Origin of the sequence: Streptomyces sp. NBC_01618 (assembly GCF_045209435.1) — a bacterium.
In the GTDB taxonomy this organism is placed as follows: Bacteria; Actinomycetota; Actinomycetes; order Streptomycetales; family Streptomycetaceae; genus Streptomyces.
Map to the genome: position 1 here is coordinate 5,694,010 of NZ_CP109297.1, position 16,239 is coordinate 5,710,248.

Here is a 16,239-nt window from a genome sequence, read left to right on the forward strand (position 1 = left end):
GTCACCACGTGGCTTCCGGGTGGGCGCGGGCCACGATCTGGAGCTCGGCCAGCAGCGGCTCCAGGTGCTCCGTGCGGTCGCCGGCGCGGCCGGAACCGGGAACCGGGGCTGTCGGGGAGTCCGTCAGCCCGGCGGCCCCGGCCACCTGCGCCAGCACCGTACGCGTCGCTGCGGCCACCGGCCGCGGCGAGACACCGAAGCTCTCCGCGACCCCGTCTTCGTACAACTCCCCGAGCCAGGGCGCCAGTGCGTCCCAGGCTGCCTGTATGCGCCGGTGCGACTCCTCGGTGCCGTCGCCGAGCCGGACGACCCACTCGGCGGCGTACTGACGGTGGTACGCCAGCTCCTTGACGCCCTTGGCGGCCACCGCGGCCAGTACCGGGTCCGCACAGTCGGTCAGCTGCTCGAACAGGGCGAGCCGCCAGGCGGACTGCACCAGGAGCCGACCGACGCAGAACGCGAAGTCCCCGCCCGGGAGTTCGGCCAGGCGCACGCTGCGGAACTCATCCGCATCGCGGAAGTAGGCATACGCGTCCTCGTCCCGACCGCTGCCGTCGGCCTGGCCGGCCCGGGAGTACAGCAGGCGGGCCTGCCCGAGCAGATCGAGGCCGATGTTGGCGAGCGCGACCTCCTCCTCCAGCTCCGGCGCGCGGGTGCACCACTGCGCCAGCCGCTGCGCGCTGACCAGCGCGTCATCGCCCAGCGCCGTGCAGCAGGCCGCCAGTGCCTGGCCGTCGACGCCCTCGGGCAGCGTGGTCGCCACACCGTGCAGCGGGTCGGCGAAGCCGGTGCCGAAGGCCCAGCGCGCATCACCGTCCGCACCCTCGGCCCCGGCCCCGGCCCCGGCCAGGGACAGGTACACGTGATCGTCACTCATGTCTGCTCCTGGTCCGACTAGATGTGTGGGACATCCGCGGGGATGTCGTAGAACGTCGGGTGGCGGTAGATCTTGTCGCCGCTGGGCTCGAAGAAGGGGTCCTTCTCGTCGGGGGTGGAGGCGGCGATGCCGTCGCTGCGCATCGCCCAGATGCTGACGCCTTCGTTGCGGCGGGTGTAGAGGTCGCGGGCGTGGGTGAGCGCCATCCGGTCGTCGGCGGCGCGCAGCGAGCCGACGTGCACATGGTTGAGTCCGCGCTTGCTCCGCACGAATATCTCGTACAGGGGCCACTGGCCGTTCGTCCCGCTCATGCGGCGTGCTCCGTCTCTTCCCGGCGGGCCTGCTTGGCCGCATGCGCCGCCGCTGCTTCGCGCACCCAGGCGCCTTCTTCGTGCGCCGCGCGGCGCCGGCCGATCCGCTCGGCGTTGCACGGACCGTCGCCCTTGATGACGCGCATCAGCTCGGCGAAGTCCGGCGTACCGAAGTCGTGATGGCCGCGCTCCTCGTTCCACCGCAGTTCGGGGTCGGGGAGCGTGACGCCCAGCTTCTCGGCCTGCGGAACGGTCATGTCGACGAACTTCTGCCGCAGCTCGTCGTTGGAGTGCCGCTTGATGCGCCAGGCCATCGACTGGGCGGAGTTGGGGGAGTCGTCGTCCGGCGGACCGAACATCATCAGCGAGGGCCACCACCAGCGGTCGACCGCGTCCTGCACCATCGCCCGCTGCTCCTCGGTGCCGCGCATCATCGTCATGAGCAGTTCGTAGCCCTGGCGCTGATGGAAGGACTCCTCCTTGCACACCCGCACCATGGCCCGCGCGTACGGACCGTACGAACTGCGGCACAGCGGCACCTGGTTGCAGATCGCCGCGCCGTCGACGAACCAGCCGATGACCCCGACGTCGGCGAAGGTCGGAGTCGGGTAATTGAAGATCGAGGAGTACTTCTGGCGGCCGGAGATCAGCCGCTCGACCAGATCCTCCCGGTCCGCACCGAGAGTCTCGGCCGCCGAGTACAGATACAGCCCGTGCCCCGCCTCGTCCTGCACCTTCGCGAACAGGATCGCCTTGCGGCGCAGGGACGGCGCACGCGTGATCCAGTCGCCCTCCGGCTGCATACCGATGATCTCCGAGTGGGCGTGCTGCGCGATCTGCCGGACCAGCGTCCTGCGGTATCCCTCCGGCATCCAGTCGCGGGGCTCGACCCGCTGGTCCTTGGCGATGGTGCGGTCGAAGTGCTCCTGGAAGCGCTCGTCGGTGCCGTCTGGCGACGGGGATGCAGAGCTTGGCATGACCATCCTTCCCCGACCGAACGTTCGGTCGATCCTAGTCTCGTGTACTTCGGCGTCTGTGGCAAGAGGCGGCCGTGAATCCGTTGACAGCCGCGGCGGCGAGAGCGGTGCCGCCGCGGCACCCGAGGGGGCTACGGCGGCGCTCAGCGCCCCTCGAAGACGGGCTCGGCGCGGTCCAGGAAGGAGCGCACGGCTGCCCGGTGGTCGTGCGTCGCACCGAGTGCGGTCTGCGCCGCCGCCTCACGCCCCAGCTCGATCACGGCCACGCCGTCCTGCAGGCGGTACTCCACGCCGTGCTCCGCGCCGGTTCCCGTACGGGCTTCCGCGCCGGTTCTCGTACGGGCTTCCGTACAGGCTTCCGCGCCCCTGCAGGACTCGTCCGGCGTCTTCGGGGCCTCGGTCAGTCCCATGTGTAGAAGCCCTTCCCGCTCTTGCGGCCCAGCTCGCCGCGGGCGACCTTCTCGCGCAGCAGCGCGGGCGGGGCGAACCGCTCGCCGAGCGTGGCGTGCAGATGTTCCGCGATGGCCAGCCGTACGTCGAGGCCGACCAGGTCGGTCAGGCGCAGCGGGCCCATCGGGTGCTTGTAGCCCAGGCTCATCGCCGCGTCGATCGCAGCCGGCTCGGCGACGCCCTCCTCGACCATCCGGATGGCCTCCAGGCCGAGCGCCAGGCCCAGCCGGCTACTGGCGAAGCCGGGGGAATCCTTGACCACGACGTCCGTCTTGCCCAGGGCGTGTGTCCAGGCCAGCGCGGACTTCAGGGTCGTATCGGACGTGCCGGGCGCGACGATCAGCTCGACCAGGGTGGAGGCCGGCACGGGGTTGAAGAAGTGCATGCCCAGGAAGCGGCCGGGGTGCCGGAGCACGGTGCCCAGCTCCGTGACCGACAGCGAACTGGTGTTGGTGGCCAGCACGGTGTCCTCATCGACGGCTTGCTCGGCGGCGGCCAGCAGCCGGGCCTTGAGCGCTGCGTCCTCCGAGACGGCCTCGACGACGAGCCGGATCCCGGCGGGCAGCTCCTGCACGGACGCGACCGTGCCGACCCGGGCGAGCACCGCGTCGGCGGACTCCGTCAGCTTGCCGCGCTCGGCCGCCCGCGCCAGGCCGCGGGCCACGCGCTCCAGTGCGGCCGCCGCGGCCTCGGCGCCGCTCTCGACCACGGTGACCCGCGAGCCGACGGCGGCGAAGGATTGCGCGATGCCCGCGCCCATCCGCCCACCGCCGATCACCGCGACGGACTCCGGGGCGGCCTGCGCGGCGGCCTCCGTACGGGCCGCGGGGGCGGACTCCGCAGCGGCGCCCGGGCCGCTGTCGTGCGCCGGGGAACTCATGATCGGCTCGCCTTCTTCTCCAGGAACCGTGTCATCCGGTCCTTCTTGTCCTGTCCTTCGAACAGCACGGCCTGCGCGAGGTCGTCGGCGACCGGATGCGCTCCGGGCGCGTCGACCACGAGCTTGGTCAGCCGCAGCGCGGTCGCCGAGGAACGCGCCATCCGGTCCAGCAACGCATGGGCCCGCTCGGTCAGTTCGTCCGCCGGCACGACCTCCATGACCAGTCCGGTGGCGAGCGCTGCTGCCGCATCGAGGGTGCGCCCGGCCAGCAGCACCTGCTTGGCCACGGACTCGCCGACCAGCTCCGGCAGCCGCCAGGAGGCGCCGGCCGCGGCGAGGATGCCGAGGCCCGGCTCCGGATTACCGAAGACCGCGTCGGGTCCGGCGATCCTGATGTCGCAGGCGTACGACAGCTCGGCGCCGCCGCCCAGCGCCCAGCCGTCCACCGCGGCGACGGTCGGCATCGGCAGCCGCCGCACCCGCTCGAACAGCCGGCTGTTGATACCCCGCAGGGCGTCCTCCCGGCCGCGGCGCAGCAGTTCGGCGATGTCGGCGCCGCCCGCGAAGACCCCGCCGTGCCCGGTGAGCAGCAGCAGTCTGGGGTCGCGCTCCAGCGCGTCGCAGACGGAGTGCAGTTCGTCGATCATCTGCCCGCTGATGGCGTTGCGGGCCTCGGGGCGGTGCAGGGTCACCACGACCCGGTCGGCGCGCTCCTCGACGAGCAGCGTTTTGTACGCCGCGCCCGCCGCGCCGTTCTTCTCGTGCGTCCCCGTGGACGCCGTCGGGCTCATACCCGCTCCACCAGCATCGCGACGCCCTGGCCGACTCCGACGCACAGGGTGGCCAGGCCCTTGCGGGCGTCCTCGCGCTCCAGGCGGCCCATCAGGGTCAGCAGGATGCGGGCGCCGGAGCAGCCGAGCGGATGGCCGAGCGCGATGGCGCCGCCGTCCACGTTGACCCTGTTCATGTCCAGGCCGAGCCGGCGGGTGACCGCGAGCGCCTGGGCCGCGAAGGCTTCGTTCAGCTCGACGGCGTCCAGCTCGGAGGCCTTCCAGCCCACGCGGGCCAGTGCCTTTTCCGTCGCCGGTACGGGGCCCAGGCCCATGAGGTTGGGCTGGACACCGGCGGAGGCGGAGGTGATCACCCGGGCCCGGGGCGTGAGGCCGTACCGCTCGACGGCCGCCGCGCTCGCGACGACCAGTGCGGCCGCGCCGTCGGACAGAGGGGAGGCGGAGCCGGCGGTGACGATGCCGTCCTTGCGGAAGACCGTGCGTAGGGAGCCGAGCTTCTCCAGGGTGGTGCCGGGACGGGGGCCCTCGTCGCGGGTCACCTCGCCGTCCTTGACGGGCACCGGCACGATCTCCTGGTCGAAGTGGCCTGCCTGCTGCGCGGCGACGGCCCGCTCGTGGCTGCGGAGCGCGAAGGCGTCGGACTCGGCGCGGGTGATGCCGTCCAGGGCGGCGACCTCCTCAGCCGTCTCGCCCATCGAGAGCGTCGTCCTGGCGGTCGCCGGGCCCGCTCCGACCACGTCGCGGTCGGCCGCGGCGAAGCGCGGGTTGGTGAAGCGCCAGCCCAGCGAGGTGTCGTGCACCTCGCCCGGTCGGGCCCAGGGGGTGCCGGGCTTGGCCATCACCCAGGGGGCGCGGGTCATCGACTCCACGCCGCCGGCCACGACCAGCTCGGCCTCTCCGCCACGGATGGCCTGCACGGCCGAGGCGACCGCGGTCAGGCCGGACGCGCACAGCCGGTTGACGGTGTAACCGGGCACGGAGTGCGGCAGGCCGGCGAGCAGCACGGCCATGCGCGCGACGTCGCGGTTGTCCTCGCCGGCCTGATTGGCCGCGCCCAGGATGACCTCGTCGATCGCCTCGGCCGGGGCACCGCTGCGGCGCACGGCCTCCCCGACCACCAGTGCGGCCAGGTCGTCGGGGCGTACAGAGGCCAGCGCGCCGCCGTAGCGGCCCTGCGGCGTGCGGGCACCGTCGACGAGATAGACCTCGTCAAGAACCTTGTCAGGCACGGGAATTCTCCTCGCGGGTGGTGGGCTCGGCGACTGCGGCGGGGGTGGCGGCGATGTGCCGGCGCGACTGCAGGACGTCGAAGCGGCCCGTGACGAACGCCGAGTCGGTGAGCGTCGCGGAGGCGGCCGCGTTGGCGGCGCTGCCGTGGAAGTCGCTGAACGCGGCGGTCTGGTTGGAGAACACCTCACCGGTCAGGTTCTCCGAGAGATGCACGCCGGCCTCCAGGGCCGCGGACCGGGCGGCCGCGAGGACGTCCTCGCCGGTGGCGTGCACCGTCGAGGTCAGCGCGCCGTGGGCGCGGACCGTATCGGTGAACAGCCGCAGACTGTGTTCGGTGGAGTCGGTGGCGATCACGAAGGAGATGGGGCCGAACCACTCGCGGGTGAAGATCTCCCGGCTGTCCGCATCCGCCACGTCCAGCAGCGCGACCTGCGGCGTGCGCATCGTGGCGCCCGCATACTCGGGGTGCTCCAGGGCCTGCGAGGGGTGGACGGGCTTGCCCAGGCCCGCCGCCTCGTCCAGCCGCTCGCTCACCGAGGCGCTGACGATCGCGCCGAGCGTGCCGGCGGCCCGCTGCGGATCGCCGAGCAGCTTGTCCAGCGCGCCCGCGAGATCATCGGCGAACTCGGCCGCCGCACGCGGGCCCTGGTCCGTACGGATCCCGTCCCGGGCGATCAGGAGATTCTGCGGGGTGGTGCACATCTGGCCGCTGTAGAGGGACAGCGAGAAGGCGAGGTTGCGCAGCAGGCCCTGGTAGTTGTCGGTGGAATCCAGGACGACGGTGTTCAGCCCGGCCTTCTCGGTGTAGACGACGGCCTGGCGGGCGTTGTCCTCCAGCCAGTTGCCGAACTCCTTGGAGCCGGTGAAGTCCACGACCCGTACATCGGGGTGCACGGCCAGCTCGGTGGCGGTGCGCTGCCCGGCGCCCTCGGCCGCGAGGATCACCACGTCCGGGTCGAAACCGGCCTCGGCCAGCACCTCACGGGCGATGCGGACCGTGATGGCGAGCGGCAGAACGGCGCCCGGGTGCGGCTTGACGACGACCGGATTGCCGGTGACCAGGCCGGCGAACAGGCCCGGGTAGCCGTTCCAGGTGGGGAAGGTGTTGCAGGCGACGAGGAGGTTGATGCCGCGGCCGACCGGCGTGAAGGTCTTCTCCATCACCAGCGCATCGCCCTTGCGCTGCGGCTTGGTCCAACGAGCGGTCGCCGGGAGCTTCTTCTGCTCGGCCCAGGCGTACGCCACGGCCTCCAGGCCGCGGTCCTGGGCGTGCGGGCCGCCGGCCTGGAAGGCCATCACGAACGGCTGCCCCGTGGTGTGTTGCACGGCGTGCGCGATCTCGAAGCTCGCGGCATTGAGCCGGGCCAGGATCTCGGCGGCGACCCCCGCGCGCTCGTCGGCGGTGGCCGCGCGCCACGACGGGGCGGCCGCCTTCGCCGCGGCCACCGCTTCCTCGGGCGTCACCTGCGGATAGTCGATCCCCAGGCGGAAGCCGTACGGGGAGTACTCGCCCGGGGAGACCGTCCCGCTCCGTGGGTGGCCGGGGAGCTCGAAGGCAGCGTCCAGCCGGGCACGGAAGGCGGTCTCGCCCTCGGGCGCCGCCTCGGCGCCGTACACCTTGGGACTGGGGGATTCCGCGTACGCCGACCAGTGGTCGCGCTCGCCCGCGGCGGCGACCGCCTGTTCCATCAGGTTCTGGTGGCGGGCGAAGAAGTCGGGGCGCTCGCTGGGGGTCTCGGACAAGACATTCCACCTCTTGACAGGCACTTCAGATGCTGATTGTTTAACCGTGTCGCAACGCTAACCGAATGTTCGGTCGGGCAGCAAGGGTGGTCGATAGACTGTGGAAATCTCCGATTCCGGACAGGTGACGGGTGGACCGGCACCGGCACCGGCACAGGAGCAGGAGGAGCCGCCGAAGGCCGGTCCCGCGCAGGAGATGTTCGCCGCCGACGAGGCGTCCCAGCGGCTGGGCATCGAACTGCTGGAAGCCGGCGAGGGTACGGCGGAACTACGGATGACCGTGCGCGAGACCATGGTCAACGGACACGGCATCGCCCACGGCGGCTACGTCTTCCTGCTCGCCGACACGGCCTTCGCCTGCGCCTGCAACAGCTACGGCCCGGTGACCGTGGCCGCGGGCGCGGACATCACCTTCGTGGCGCCCGCCGCGGAAGGCGACGTCCTGCGGGCGCGGGCCGAGGAACGCACCACCTACGGCCGGAGCGGAATCTACGACGTGAGCGTCCGGCGGGGCGAGGAAGTCATCGCGGAATTCCGGGGGCGAAGCCGCGTGATCCGAAGTGTGGAGGAATGACGATGGGCAGCAACCTGATGGCCTCGGCCGGCGCTGGACAGCGGCTGGGCCCCCCACTCCCCGGGGAGCTCCGGGACGCCGGTGAGCGGATGAGCAGCGAGGAGCTCAGGGAGCAGCAGCTCACCCGCCTCCAGGCCACGCTCCGGCACGCCTACGACAACGTCGAGCTGTACCGGAAGAAGTTCGACGAGGCCGGGATACGGCCCGAGGACTGCCGCACCTTGGAGGACCTCGCGCGCTTCCCGTTCACCACCAAGGCGGACTTGCGCGACACCTACCCCTTCGGGATGTTCGCCGTCCCCATGGCGGACGTCCGCCGCATCCACGCCTCCAGCGGCACCACCGGCCGCCCCACCGTCGTCGGCTACACCGACAACGACCTGTCGATGTGGGCCGATGTCTTCGCCCGCTCGATCCGCGCCGCGGGCGGCCGACCCGGCCACAAGGTGCACAACTCCTACGGATACGGCCTGTTCACCGGCGGTCTTGGCGCCCACTACGGAGCCGAGCGGGCCGGTTGCACGGTCATCCCCGCCTCCGGCGGCATGACCGCCCGGCAGGTGCAGATCATCCAGGACTTCCAGCCCGAGATCATCCTCGTCACCCCTTCCTACATGCTCACGCTGCTGGACGAGTTCGAACGGCAGGGCATCGACCCGCGCAGCACCTCGCTGCAGGTCGGCATCTTCGGCGCCGAGCCGTGGACCGAGGCGATGCGCCGGGAGATCGAAGAACGCATGGACATCCACGCCGTCGACATCTACGGGCTCTCCGAGGTCATTGGCCCCGGCGTCGCCCAGGAGTGCGTGGAGACCAAGGACGGGCTGCACATCTGGGAGGACCACTTCTTCCCCGAGGTCGTCGACCCCCTCACCGGCGAGGCGCTACCCGACGGGGAAGAGGGCGAACTGACGTTCACCTCCCTCACCAAGGAGGCGCTGCCGATCATCCGCTACCGCACCCGGGACCTGACCCGGCTGCTGCCCGGCACGGCCCGGGCGCCCTTCCGCCGGATGCAGAAGGTCACCGGACGCTGCGACGACATGATCATCCTGCGCGGGGTGAACCTCTTCCCCAGCCAGATCGAGGAGATCGTGCTCGGCACCGCCGGCGTCGCCCCGCACTTCCAGCTGGAGCTGAGCCGTCGTGGTCGCATGGACCACCTGACCGTACGGGTCGAGGCACGCGCCGACGCCGGTGCCGGGCAGCGTGCGGCAGCCGCCGCGGAGATCGCCAAGGGCGTCAAGGACGGCGTCGGCGTCAGCGTCGCGGTCGACATCGTGGACCCGGAGACCCTGATGCGCTCGATCGGCAAGATCAAGCGCATCGTCGACAACCGGGACCGGGCCTGAGTCCGACACCGGACCGGGCTCCGACGCCGGACCGGGCCTGAGTCCGACACCGGACCGGGCTCCGACGCCGGACCGGGGCTGAGTCCGACGCCGGACCGGGACTGACTCCGGCACGAGGCCGGAGCCCGGTCGGCGACGGGTACCGGCGATGCGTCGTGCCACAGCGCCGGGGCCGGGCAACCCGGCCGGAACGCGGGGGCGCCCGCGCCGGGCCAGGGGGCTGTCGTCGACGTGTCACGCCCGTATCAGGAACGATGCGCGGGCGAGGGACACTTGGCAGGTTTCGGCGGCCCGGCCGGGCCGGTTCCGCCGTCGGCGACAGCCGGTTCGCGGCATCCGGCCGCAGCCCTGCCGTGGCCGGATGGACTCACCGGTGGCGGGCACGGCCGTCGGCGGTCTGTTCCGGGGCGATTCCGGAGACTTTTCGCTGTGAGGGACTTTTCGCTGTGCAGGAAAGGAAGGCCCTGACAGCGCTGAAAGATGGAAAATCGCTGGTCAGGGCCTACAGCGTCAGCACTCGATGATGTTGACGGCCAGCCCGCCCCGCGCCGTCTCCTTGTACTTCACGCTCATGTCCGCGCCCGTCTCCTTCATGGTCTTGATGACCTTGTCCAGGGAGACCTTGTGGCTGCCGTCGCCGCGCAGCGCCATCTTCGCTGCCGTGACGGCCTTGACGGCGGCCATGCCGTTGCGTTCGATGCACGGGATCTGGACGAGACCGCCGACCGGGTCGCAGGTCAGGCCGAGGTTGTGTTCCATGCCGATCTCGGCCGCGTTCTCGACCTGCTCGGGGGTGCCGCCCAGGACCTCGGCGAGGGCGCCCGCGGCCATCGAGCAGGCGGAGCCGACCTCGCCCTGGCAGCCGACCTCGGCGCCGGAGATGGAGGCGTTCTCCTTGAAGAGCATGCCGATGGCTCCGGCGGCGAGGAGGAAGCGGACCACGCTGTCCTCCTTCTCCGCCTCGGTGGCGCCGCCGGCCGCGAAGTTCATGTAGTAGTGCAGCACGGCCGGGATGATGCCCGCGGCGCCGTTGGTGGGGGCGGTGACGACCCGGCCACCCGCCGCGTTCTCCTCGTTGACCGCCATCGCGTAGAGGGTGATCCACTCCATCGCGTGGGTCTGGGGGTCGCCCTCGGCGCGCAGCTGGCGGGCGGTGTTCGCGGCGCGGCGGCGGACCTTGAGGCCGCCGGGCAGGATGCCCTCGCGGGACATGCCGCGCGAGACACAGGCCTGCATGACGCGCCAGATGTCCAGCAGACCCGAGCGGATCTCGTCCTCGGTGCGCCAGGCCTTCTCGTTCTCCAGCATCAGAGAGGAGATGGACAGGCCGGTGTCCTGAGCGAGCCGCAGCAGTTCGTCGCCGGTGCGGAAGGGGTGCTTCAGGACGGTGTCGTCGAGGACGATCCGGTCCTCTCCCACCGCGTCCTCGTCGACCACGAAGCCGCCGCCGACGGAGTAGTAGGTCTTCTCCAGCAGCGTGGCGCCCTCACGGTCGAAGGCGAAGATCGTCATGCCGTTGGCGTGGTACGGGAGGGCCTTGCGGCGGTGCAGGACCAGCTGCTCGTCGGCGTCGAAGTCGATCTCGTGCATGCCGAGCAGATTGATCCGGCCGGTGGTACGGATGTGCTCCACCCGGTCGTCGGCGGACTCCACGTCGACCGTACGGGGCGACTCGCCCTCCAGGCCGAGCAGGACCGCCTTGGGGGTGCCGTGGCCGTGACCGGTCGCACCGAGGGAGCCGTACAGCTCCGCGCGTATGGAGACGGTGTGGGCGATCAGGCCCTCGTTCTTCAGCCGGCGCGCGAACATGCGGGCGGCGCGCATCGGGCCGACCGTATGGGAGCTGGACGGGCCGATGCCGATCGAGAACAGGTCGAAGACCGAGATGGCCACGGGTGACTCCTCATAAGGGTTGGTAGACGCCGTTGTCTGCCGGGTGGTGCCGTACGGACCGGTCGGCCCGAAGAGCAGTGGGGCAAGGGATGGGGCACCGCGCTCACTGCCCAGTGTGCGCGGTGCCCCGCCCGGAAGATGACGAAGTGTGTCCCGTATTACTCCGGGGGACGCCCCTCGTCCCGGACTACTACAGGCCGGGGTACAGCGGGAACTTCTCGGCCAGCGCGACGACGCGGGCCTTCAGGGCGTCCGCGTCGTAGGACGGCTTGAGGGCCGACGCGATGATGTCCGCGACCTCGGTGAAGTCCTCGGCCTGGAAACCGCGGGTGGCCAGGGCCGGCGTACCGATCCGCAGACCCGAGGTGACCATCGGCGGCCGCGGGTCGTTCGGAATGGCGTTCCGGTTGACCGTGATGCCCAGCTCGTGCAGCCGGTCCTCGGCCTGCTGGCCGTCCAGCTCGGAGTTGCGCAGGTCGACGAGGACCAGGTGGACGTCCGTACCGCCGGACAGCACGGAGACACCGACCTCGGTGACGTCCGGCTGGACCAGGCGCTCGGCGAGGATGCGGGCGCCGTCCAGGGTGCGCTGCTGGCGCTCCTTGAACTCGTCCGTCGCCGCGACCTTGAACGAGACCGCCTTGGCCGCGATCACGTGCTCCAGCGGACCACCCTGCTGGCCCGGGAAGACCGCCGAGTTGATCTTCTTGGCCAGCTCCTGCGTCGACAGGATGACGCCACCGCGCGGACCGCCGAGGGTCTTGTGCGTGGTGGTCGTGACGACATGGGCGTACGGCACCGGGTTGGGGTGCAGACCCGCGGCCACCAGGCCCGCGAAGTGCGCCATGTCGACCATCAGGTACGCGCCGACCTCGTCCGCGATGCGGCGGAAGGCGGCGAAGTCCAGCTGACGGGGGTACGCGGACCAGCCGGCGACGATCAGCTTCGGCTTGGACTCCTTGGCCAGGCGCTCGACCTCGGCCATGTCCACGACGCCGGTCTCGTCGACGTGGTACGGGACCACGTTGTAGAGCTTGCCGGAGAAGTTGATCTTCATGCCGTGGGTCAGGTGACCGCCGTGGGCGAGGTTCAGGCCCATGATCGTGTCGCCGGGCTTCAGCAGCGCGAACATCGCGGCGGCGTTGGCCTGCGCACCGGAGTGCGGCTGGACGTTCGCGGCCTCGGCGCCGAACAGCGCCTTGATGCGGTCGATGGCGATCTGCTCGACGACGTCGACGTGCTCACAGCCGCCGTAGTAGCGGCGGCCGGGGTAGCCCTCGGCGTACTTGTTGGTGAGGACGGAGCCCTGGGCCTCCATGACCGCGACCGGAGCGAAGTTCTCCGAGGCGATCATTTCGAGGGTGGACTGCTGACGGTGGAGCTCGGCGTCGACAGCGGCGGCGACGTCCGGGTCCAGCTCGTGGAGGGAGGAGTTGAGAAGCGACATCAGGTGGTCCCTTGGGTCTCAGTTGCCGGAGAACTCGGTGTACTCGTCGGCGGAGAGCAGGTCCTTCGGCTCCTCCGCGATGCGTACCTTGAACAGCCAGCCGCCTTCGAACGGAGCGGAGTTGACCAGCGACGGGTCGTCCACGACGTCCTGGTTCGCGGCGGTGACCTCACCGGTCACCGGCGAGTACAGGTCGCTCACCGACTTGGTCGACTCCAGCTCGCCGCAGGTCTCGCCCGCGGTCACCGTGTCACCGACCTCGGGGAGCTGGGCGTATACGACATCGCCGAGCGCGTTGGCGGCGAATTCGGTGATACCGATCGTGGCCACACCGTCCTCGACGGCCGACAGCCACTCGTGCTCCTTGCTGTAACGCAGCTGCTGGGGGTTGCTCATGACCTGAATTCTCCTGTACGCGGGGGAGTGCTGATGAACGGTGGTCTTACGGTGTGAGACGGGACTACGTCACTTCCGAGGTGCGCGGACGTCACTTCTGACGCTTGTAGAACGGCAGCGCCACGACCTCGTACGGCTCGTGGCTGCCCCGGATGTCCACCCCGACGCCCGCGGTACCGGGCGTGGCGTGCGCGGCGTCCACGTACGCCATGGCGATCGGCTTGCCCAGGGTGGGCGAGGGCGCGCCCGAGGTGACCTCGCCGACGACCTCGCCCCCGGCGACCACGGAAAAGCCGGCGCGCGGTACGCGGCGGCCCTCGGCGATCAGGCCGACCAGCTTGCGGGGCGGGGCGGTCTCGGCGCGCTCGGCGGCGGCCCGGAGGGCCTCGCGGCCGACGAAGTCACCCTCCTTCTCGAACTTCACGACCCGGCCGAAACCGGCGTCGAACGGGGTCAGCCCGGTGGTCAGCTCGTGCCCGTACAGCGGCATGCCCGCCTCCAGGCGCAGCGTGTCGCGGCAGGAGAGCCCGCACGGGATCAGGCCGCGGGAGGCGCCCGCCTCGGTGAGGTCCTTCCACAGCTGCTCGGCGTGCTCCGGGGCGACGAACAGCTCGAAGCCGTCCTCGCCGGTGTAGCCGGTACGGGCGATCAGCGCGGGGACACCTGCGACGGTGCCGGGCAGACCGGCGTAGTACTTCAGGCCGTCCAGGTCGGCGTCGGTGACGGCGGCCAGGATGGCGGGGGACTCCGGGCCCTGGACGGCGAGCAGCGCGTACGCGTCGCGGTCGTCGCGCACCTCGGTGTCGAAACCGTCGGCCCGCGCGGTCAGCGCGTCCAGCACGGTCTGGGCGTTGCCGGCGTTGGCGACCACCATGTACTCGGTCTCGCCCAGCCGGTAGACGATCAGGTCGTCCAGGATGCCGCCGTCCTCGGAGCAGATCATCGTGTAGCGGGCGCGGCCCACGGCGACGGTCGCGATGTTGCCGACCAGCGCGAAGTTCAGGAAGGCCGCGGCCTCGGGGCCGGTGACGGTGATCTCGCCCATGTGCGACAGGTCGAAGAGCCCGGCCCTGGTGCGGACCGCGTTGTGCTCGTCGCGCTCGCTGCCGTACCGCAGGGGCATGTCCCAGCCCGCGAAGTCGGTCATGGTCGCGCCCAGTGAACGGTGTAGGGCTTGAAGAGGGCTGTGGCGCGAAGCGCCTTCCGGCAGGGCGGTGGTGGGCGACGGGTGGGAGGTGAGACGGGGGGCGGTGCTCATGGATGTGGCTCCCGGGGCATGACGACAGGACGATCCCTCCCCATCTGTCATCGGAACCTGAGAGGTTCGCCGAGAGCCCTCCGAAGGGTTCGGCTTGCACCTTGGGTGGGGCCGCAGAGCGGCCCGCTTTTCAGATCTGCCTCATCCACGCGGTACGGGGCCTGAGAGATTCAAGGGAGGAACTTGCTCCTTCGGCGCCCGGCACATCTGACCGGAACTCTCCCGCGCGGATTCAAGCGGCCTTTATGCAGTTGGCCGGGTCATCATCGCATGCATCGCGCCGGAGTGGGGCCCCGGTCCCTCGTGGGAATCAACGGCGTGGACGGTTGTGCCGCATTACCTTTTCTTTACACTTCAGGGGCATGCGTGGGGTGACCCGACAGGGGGAGGGGTGATGACGTTGCAGCGGTACGCGACGACCGCGGGGGTCGCGCACGGCGCGATGCCCGCACAACCGGGGGCGGCGCCCGCCACGGAGGCGCGTGGCCCGCACGGGCCCGTCGTGCGGGACCTGCGGGAGCGGGGCGGGCGCAGCCCGCGCAGCCTGCACTTCGCGGCGGGCGACGTGGTGGTGGTGTCCGGGCTGCCCGGCAGCGGCAAATCCACCCTCATCCGGCGGGCGGTGACGACGGCCCACGCCATCGACTCCCAGGACACCCGGGATCGCTGGGCGGGGCTCGTGCCCGGGTTACTGCCGTACGCCCTCTACCGTCCCCTCGTCCGCGTCGCCCACTACTGGGGGCTGTGGCGGGTGCTGCGCTCCGGCGAGTCCGTCGTCGTCCACGACTGCGGAACCCAGGCGTGGGTACGCGGCTGGCTGGCCCGTGCCGCGCGGCGCCGGGGCCGCGCCCTGCACCTCGTCCTGCTCGACGTCACACCGCAGACGGCGATGGACGGCCAGCGGGAACGCGGCCGCGGCGTCTCCGGATACGCCTTCGCCCGGCACCGCAGGGCGGTGGGGAGGCTGCTGCGCGCCACCGGGACCGGCCTGCTGCCGCCCGGATGCGCCTCCGCGGTGCTGCTGGACCGGGAGGCGGCCGGGCTGCTGGCCCGGATCGCGTTCGCGGACGTACAGGGCCCGTGAGCCGGACGTCAACCTTCTGCCGGAAGGCCCGTGAGCCGGACGTTAACCTTCTGCCGGAAGGCTCGGGGAAGAAGGGGAAGCAGTGGACATTCCGGCACAGGGCCAGTCCCATCCGCAGAGCGGATGGCCCGCCAATGAGCTCGAAGAGGTGCTGATGGCCTCGGTGGGCAGCCCGGAGGCGGGCGGACGGCTCGTCGAGGTGCTCGGGCGCAGCCAGGTCTGGGTGCCCCTGCCGGGCGGCGGCGGACCCGACTCCCTGGACCTGGACCTGCCGACGCTGGAGATCGAGGGCGCCGCGTACGTCCCCGTATTCAGCTCCGAACAGCAGTTCCTCGGCTGTGTCGGTACCGCCATGTCCTTCGCCGTCGCGCCCGCCCGCGATTTCGCCCGCGGACTGCCCCCGCAACTCGGCATCGCGGTGAACCCCGGCGGCGCCGTCGGGATGCCGCTGCCGCCGCCCGCCGTGGCCGAGCTCTGCCGCGCCGGACGCACCCCGCTGGACGGACCGGCCAGCGGCGGCCGGGTCCGGCTGTACGAGCCGGACTGGAAGGAGGAGCCCGTCGACTTCCTCGCCGCGGCGGCCGGTGAATTCGAGGAGAGCGGTGTCGTGCTCACCGCGCGCCGGGCCCTGGCCAGCATCGAAGGGGGCGAGCCCGTCCTCTTCATAGGCGTGGAGTTCTCCACCTGGGAGGGCGCCGGACGCAATGCCCCCATGGACGCCCTCGGCCGTGCGCTCGGCCGCGTCGAGGTGCCCTGGCCGGTCAATCTGGTTCTGCTCGACGTGGCGCAGGACCCGGTCGGCGACTGGATGCGGGAGAAGGTCAAGCCGTTCTACCGGCGCGAGACCCAATAGCACGCCGACGCCTCAGAAGCCGATCGCCGCGTCGGGCCGAGGCGTCAAGTCGGTGTCAGGACCGGCGCATAAGCTGGTTTGATGGCTGGTACCACGGCACCGTGCCGCACCCGTGTGCCCCGG

Annotated in this window: 16 protein-coding genes and 1 riboswitch; of the genes, 4 read left to right on the forward strand and 12 right to left on the reverse strand. The window is 71.2% G+C overall.

All coding sequences use genetic code 11. The annotated features are described in order from the left end of the window. Nucleotide 1 precedes the first annotated feature (1 nt). The 8 genes from paaC to paaN form a co-directional block, all read right to left on the reverse strand. On the reverse strand, nucleotides 2–877 hold the full coding sequence (gene paaC, locus OH735_RS26525) for a 1,2-phenylacetyl-CoA epoxidase subunit PaaC (RefSeq protein ID WP_406384142.1): 876 nt from the start codon (nucleotides 875–877) through the stop codon (nucleotides 2–4). Between the two features lie 17 nt (nucleotides 878–894). After that, nucleotides 895–1,188, reverse strand: a complete 294-nt coding sequence (gene paaB / locus OH735_RS26530) for a 1,2-phenylacetyl-CoA epoxidase subunit PaaB (RefSeq protein ID WP_127829793.1) — start codon at nucleotides 1,186–1,188, stop codon at nucleotides 895–897. Next, entirely contained in the window at nucleotides 1,185–2,165 is a 981-nt protein-coding gene (gene paaA / locus OH735_RS26535; protein ID WP_406384143.1) for a 1,2-phenylacetyl-CoA epoxidase subunit PaaA, read from the reverse strand. The genes paaB and paaA overlap by 4 nt, the downstream gene beginning before the upstream one ends. A gap of 143 nt (nucleotides 2,166–2,308) precedes the next feature. After that, nucleotides 2,309–2,575 carry a hypothetical protein gene (locus OH735_RS26540; protein ID WP_406384144.1) on the reverse strand — a complete coding sequence of 89 codons (267 nt, stop codon included), beginning with the start codon at nucleotides 2,573–2,575 and terminating at the stop codon, nucleotides 2,309–2,311. Beyond that, nucleotides 2,566–3,495 (reverse strand): 3-hydroxyacyl-CoA dehydrogenase family protein, encoded by a 930-nt coding sequence (locus tag OH735_RS26545; RefSeq protein ID WP_406384145.1) that lies wholly within the window; start codon nucleotides 3,493–3,495, stop codon nucleotides 2,566–2,568. The genes OH735_RS26540 and OH735_RS26545 overlap by 10 nt, the downstream gene beginning before the upstream one ends. Beyond that, on the reverse strand, nucleotides 3,492–4,286 hold the full coding sequence (locus OH735_RS26550; protein WP_406384147.1) for an enoyl-CoA hydratase/isomerase family protein: 795 nt from the start codon (nucleotides 4,284–4,286) through the stop codon (nucleotides 3,492–3,494). The genes OH735_RS26545 and OH735_RS26550 overlap by 4 nt, the downstream gene beginning before the upstream one ends. Continuing rightward, nucleotides 4,283–5,515: a thiolase family protein gene (locus OH735_RS26555; RefSeq protein ID WP_406384148.1), complete on the reverse strand. Its 1,233-nt coding sequence runs from the start codon at nucleotides 5,513–5,515 to the stop codon at nucleotides 4,283–4,285. The genes OH735_RS26550 and OH735_RS26555 overlap by 4 nt, the downstream gene beginning before the upstream one ends. Beyond that, a complete protein-coding gene (gene paaN, locus OH735_RS26560; protein ID WP_406384149.1) occupies nucleotides 5,508–7,259 on the reverse strand; it encodes a phenylacetic acid degradation protein PaaN in 1,752 nt (583 codons plus the stop codon). The genes OH735_RS26555 and paaN overlap by 8 nt, the downstream gene beginning before the upstream one ends. A 196-nt stretch (nucleotides 7,260–7,455) precedes the next feature. Here paaN and paaI point away from each other — a divergent pair, with 196 nt between their 5' ends. Further along, on the forward strand, nucleotides 7,456–7,833 hold the full coding sequence (paaI, locus tag OH735_RS26565) for a hydroxyphenylacetyl-CoA thioesterase PaaI (RefSeq protein ID WP_406386747.1): 378 nt from the start codon (nucleotides 7,456–7,458) through the stop codon (nucleotides 7,831–7,833). Between the two features lie 2 nt (nucleotides 7,834–7,835). Continuing rightward, nucleotides 7,836–9,185 carry a phenylacetate--CoA ligase PaaK gene (gene paaK, locus OH735_RS26570; protein ID WP_406384150.1) on the forward strand — a complete coding sequence of 450 codons (1,350 nt, stop codon included), beginning with the start codon at nucleotides 7,836–7,838 and terminating at the stop codon, nucleotides 9,183–9,185. A 510-nt stretch (nucleotides 9,186–9,695) separates the two neighbouring features. On the opposite strand, the gene OH735_RS26575 is transcribed toward paaK, so the two are convergent. From OH735_RS26575 to gcvT, 4 genes are all read right to left on the reverse strand, one after another. Then, nucleotides 9,696–11,078 carry an L-serine ammonia-lyase gene (locus OH735_RS26575; protein ID WP_406384151.1) on the reverse strand — a complete coding sequence of 461 codons (1,383 nt, stop codon included), beginning with the start codon at nucleotides 11,076–11,078 and terminating at the stop codon, nucleotides 9,696–9,698. Between the two features lie 190 nt (nucleotides 11,079–11,268). Further along, a complete protein-coding gene (glyA, locus tag OH735_RS26580) occupies nucleotides 11,269–12,525 on the reverse strand; it encodes a serine hydroxymethyltransferase (protein ID WP_406384152.1) in 1,257 nt (418 codons plus the stop codon). Between the two features lie 18 nt (nucleotides 12,526–12,543). After that, a complete protein-coding gene (gcvH, locus tag OH735_RS26585) occupies nucleotides 12,544–12,921 on the reverse strand; it encodes a glycine cleavage system protein GcvH (protein ID WP_406384153.1) in 378 nt (125 codons plus the stop codon). Nucleotides 12,922–13,012: 91 nt separating this feature from the next. Continuing rightward, the gene (gene gcvT, locus OH735_RS26590) at nucleotides 13,013–14,179 is read right to left on the reverse strand and encodes a glycine cleavage system aminomethyltransferase GcvT (RefSeq protein ID WP_406384154.1); all 1,167 of its coding nucleotides are present in this window, start codon (nucleotides 14,177–14,179) and stop codon (nucleotides 13,013–13,015) included. A 140-nt stretch (nucleotides 14,180–14,319) separates the two neighbouring features. Beyond that, nucleotides 14,320–14,414: riboswitch (glycine riboswitch) on the reverse strand. 159 nt (nucleotides 14,415–14,573) lie between these two features. On the opposite strand from gcvT, the gene OH735_RS26595 reads away from it, so the two are divergent. Both OH735_RS26595 and OH735_RS26600 read left to right on the forward strand, forming a co-directional pair. Next, complete coding sequence (locus OH735_RS26595; RefSeq protein WP_406384155.1) at nucleotides 14,574–15,263, forward strand: AAA family ATPase; 690 nt, start codon at nucleotides 14,574–14,576, stop codon at nucleotides 15,261–15,263. Between the two features lie 82 nt (nucleotides 15,264–15,345). Next, complete coding sequence (locus OH735_RS26600; RefSeq protein ID WP_406384156.1) at nucleotides 15,346–16,116, forward strand: enhanced serine sensitivity protein SseB; 771 nt, start codon at nucleotides 15,346–15,348, stop codon at nucleotides 16,114–16,116. Nucleotides 16,117–16,239 lie beyond the last annotated feature (123 nt).

Bases quoted from the DNA above. Each gene is read 5' to 3' on its own strand.
- paaB (WP_127829793.1), bottom strand. From the start codon at position 1,188: ATGAGCGGGACGAACGGCCAGTGGCCCCTGTACGAGATATTCGTGCGG.
- OH735_RS26550 (WP_406384147.1), bottom strand. From the start codon at position 4,286: ATGAGCCCGACGGCGTCCACGGGGACGCACGAGAAGAACGGCGCGGCG.
- paaK (WP_406384150.1), top strand. From the start codon at position 7,836: ATGGGCAGCAACCTGATGGCCTCGGCCGGCGCTGGACAGCGGCTGGGC.
- glyA (WP_406384152.1), bottom strand. From the start codon at position 12,525: ATGTCGCTTCTCAACTCCTCCCTCCACGAGCTGGACCCGGACGTCGCC.
- OH735_RS26540 (WP_406384144.1), bottom strand. From the start codon at position 2,575: ATGGGACTGACCGAGGCCCCGAAGACGCCGGACGAGTCCTGCAGGGGC.
- paaA (WP_406384143.1), bottom strand. From the start codon at position 2,165: ATGCCAAGCTCTGCATCCCCGTCGCCAGACGGCACCGACGAGCGCTTC.
- paaI (WP_406386747.1), top strand. From the start codon at position 7,456: ATGTTCGCCGCCGACGAGGCGTCCCAGCGGCTGGGCATCGAACTGCTG.
- OH735_RS26545 (WP_406384145.1), bottom strand. From the start codon at position 3,495: ATGAGTTCCCCGGCGCACGACAGCGGCCCGGGCGCCGCTGCGGAGTCC.
- gcvT (WP_406384154.1), bottom strand. From the start codon at position 14,179: ATGAGCACCGCCCCCCGTCTCACCTCCCACCCGTCGCCCACCACCGCC.
- gcvH (WP_406384153.1), bottom strand. From the start codon at position 12,921: ATGAGCAACCCCCAGCAGCTGCGTTACAGCAAGGAGCACGAGTGGCTG.
- OH735_RS26595 (WP_406384155.1), top strand. From the start codon at position 14,574: ATGACGTTGCAGCGGTACGCGACGACCGCGGGGGTCGCGCACGGCGCG.
- paaC (WP_406384142.1), bottom strand. From the start codon at position 877: ATGAGTGACGATCACGTGTACCTGTCCCTGGCCGGGGCCGGGGCCGGG.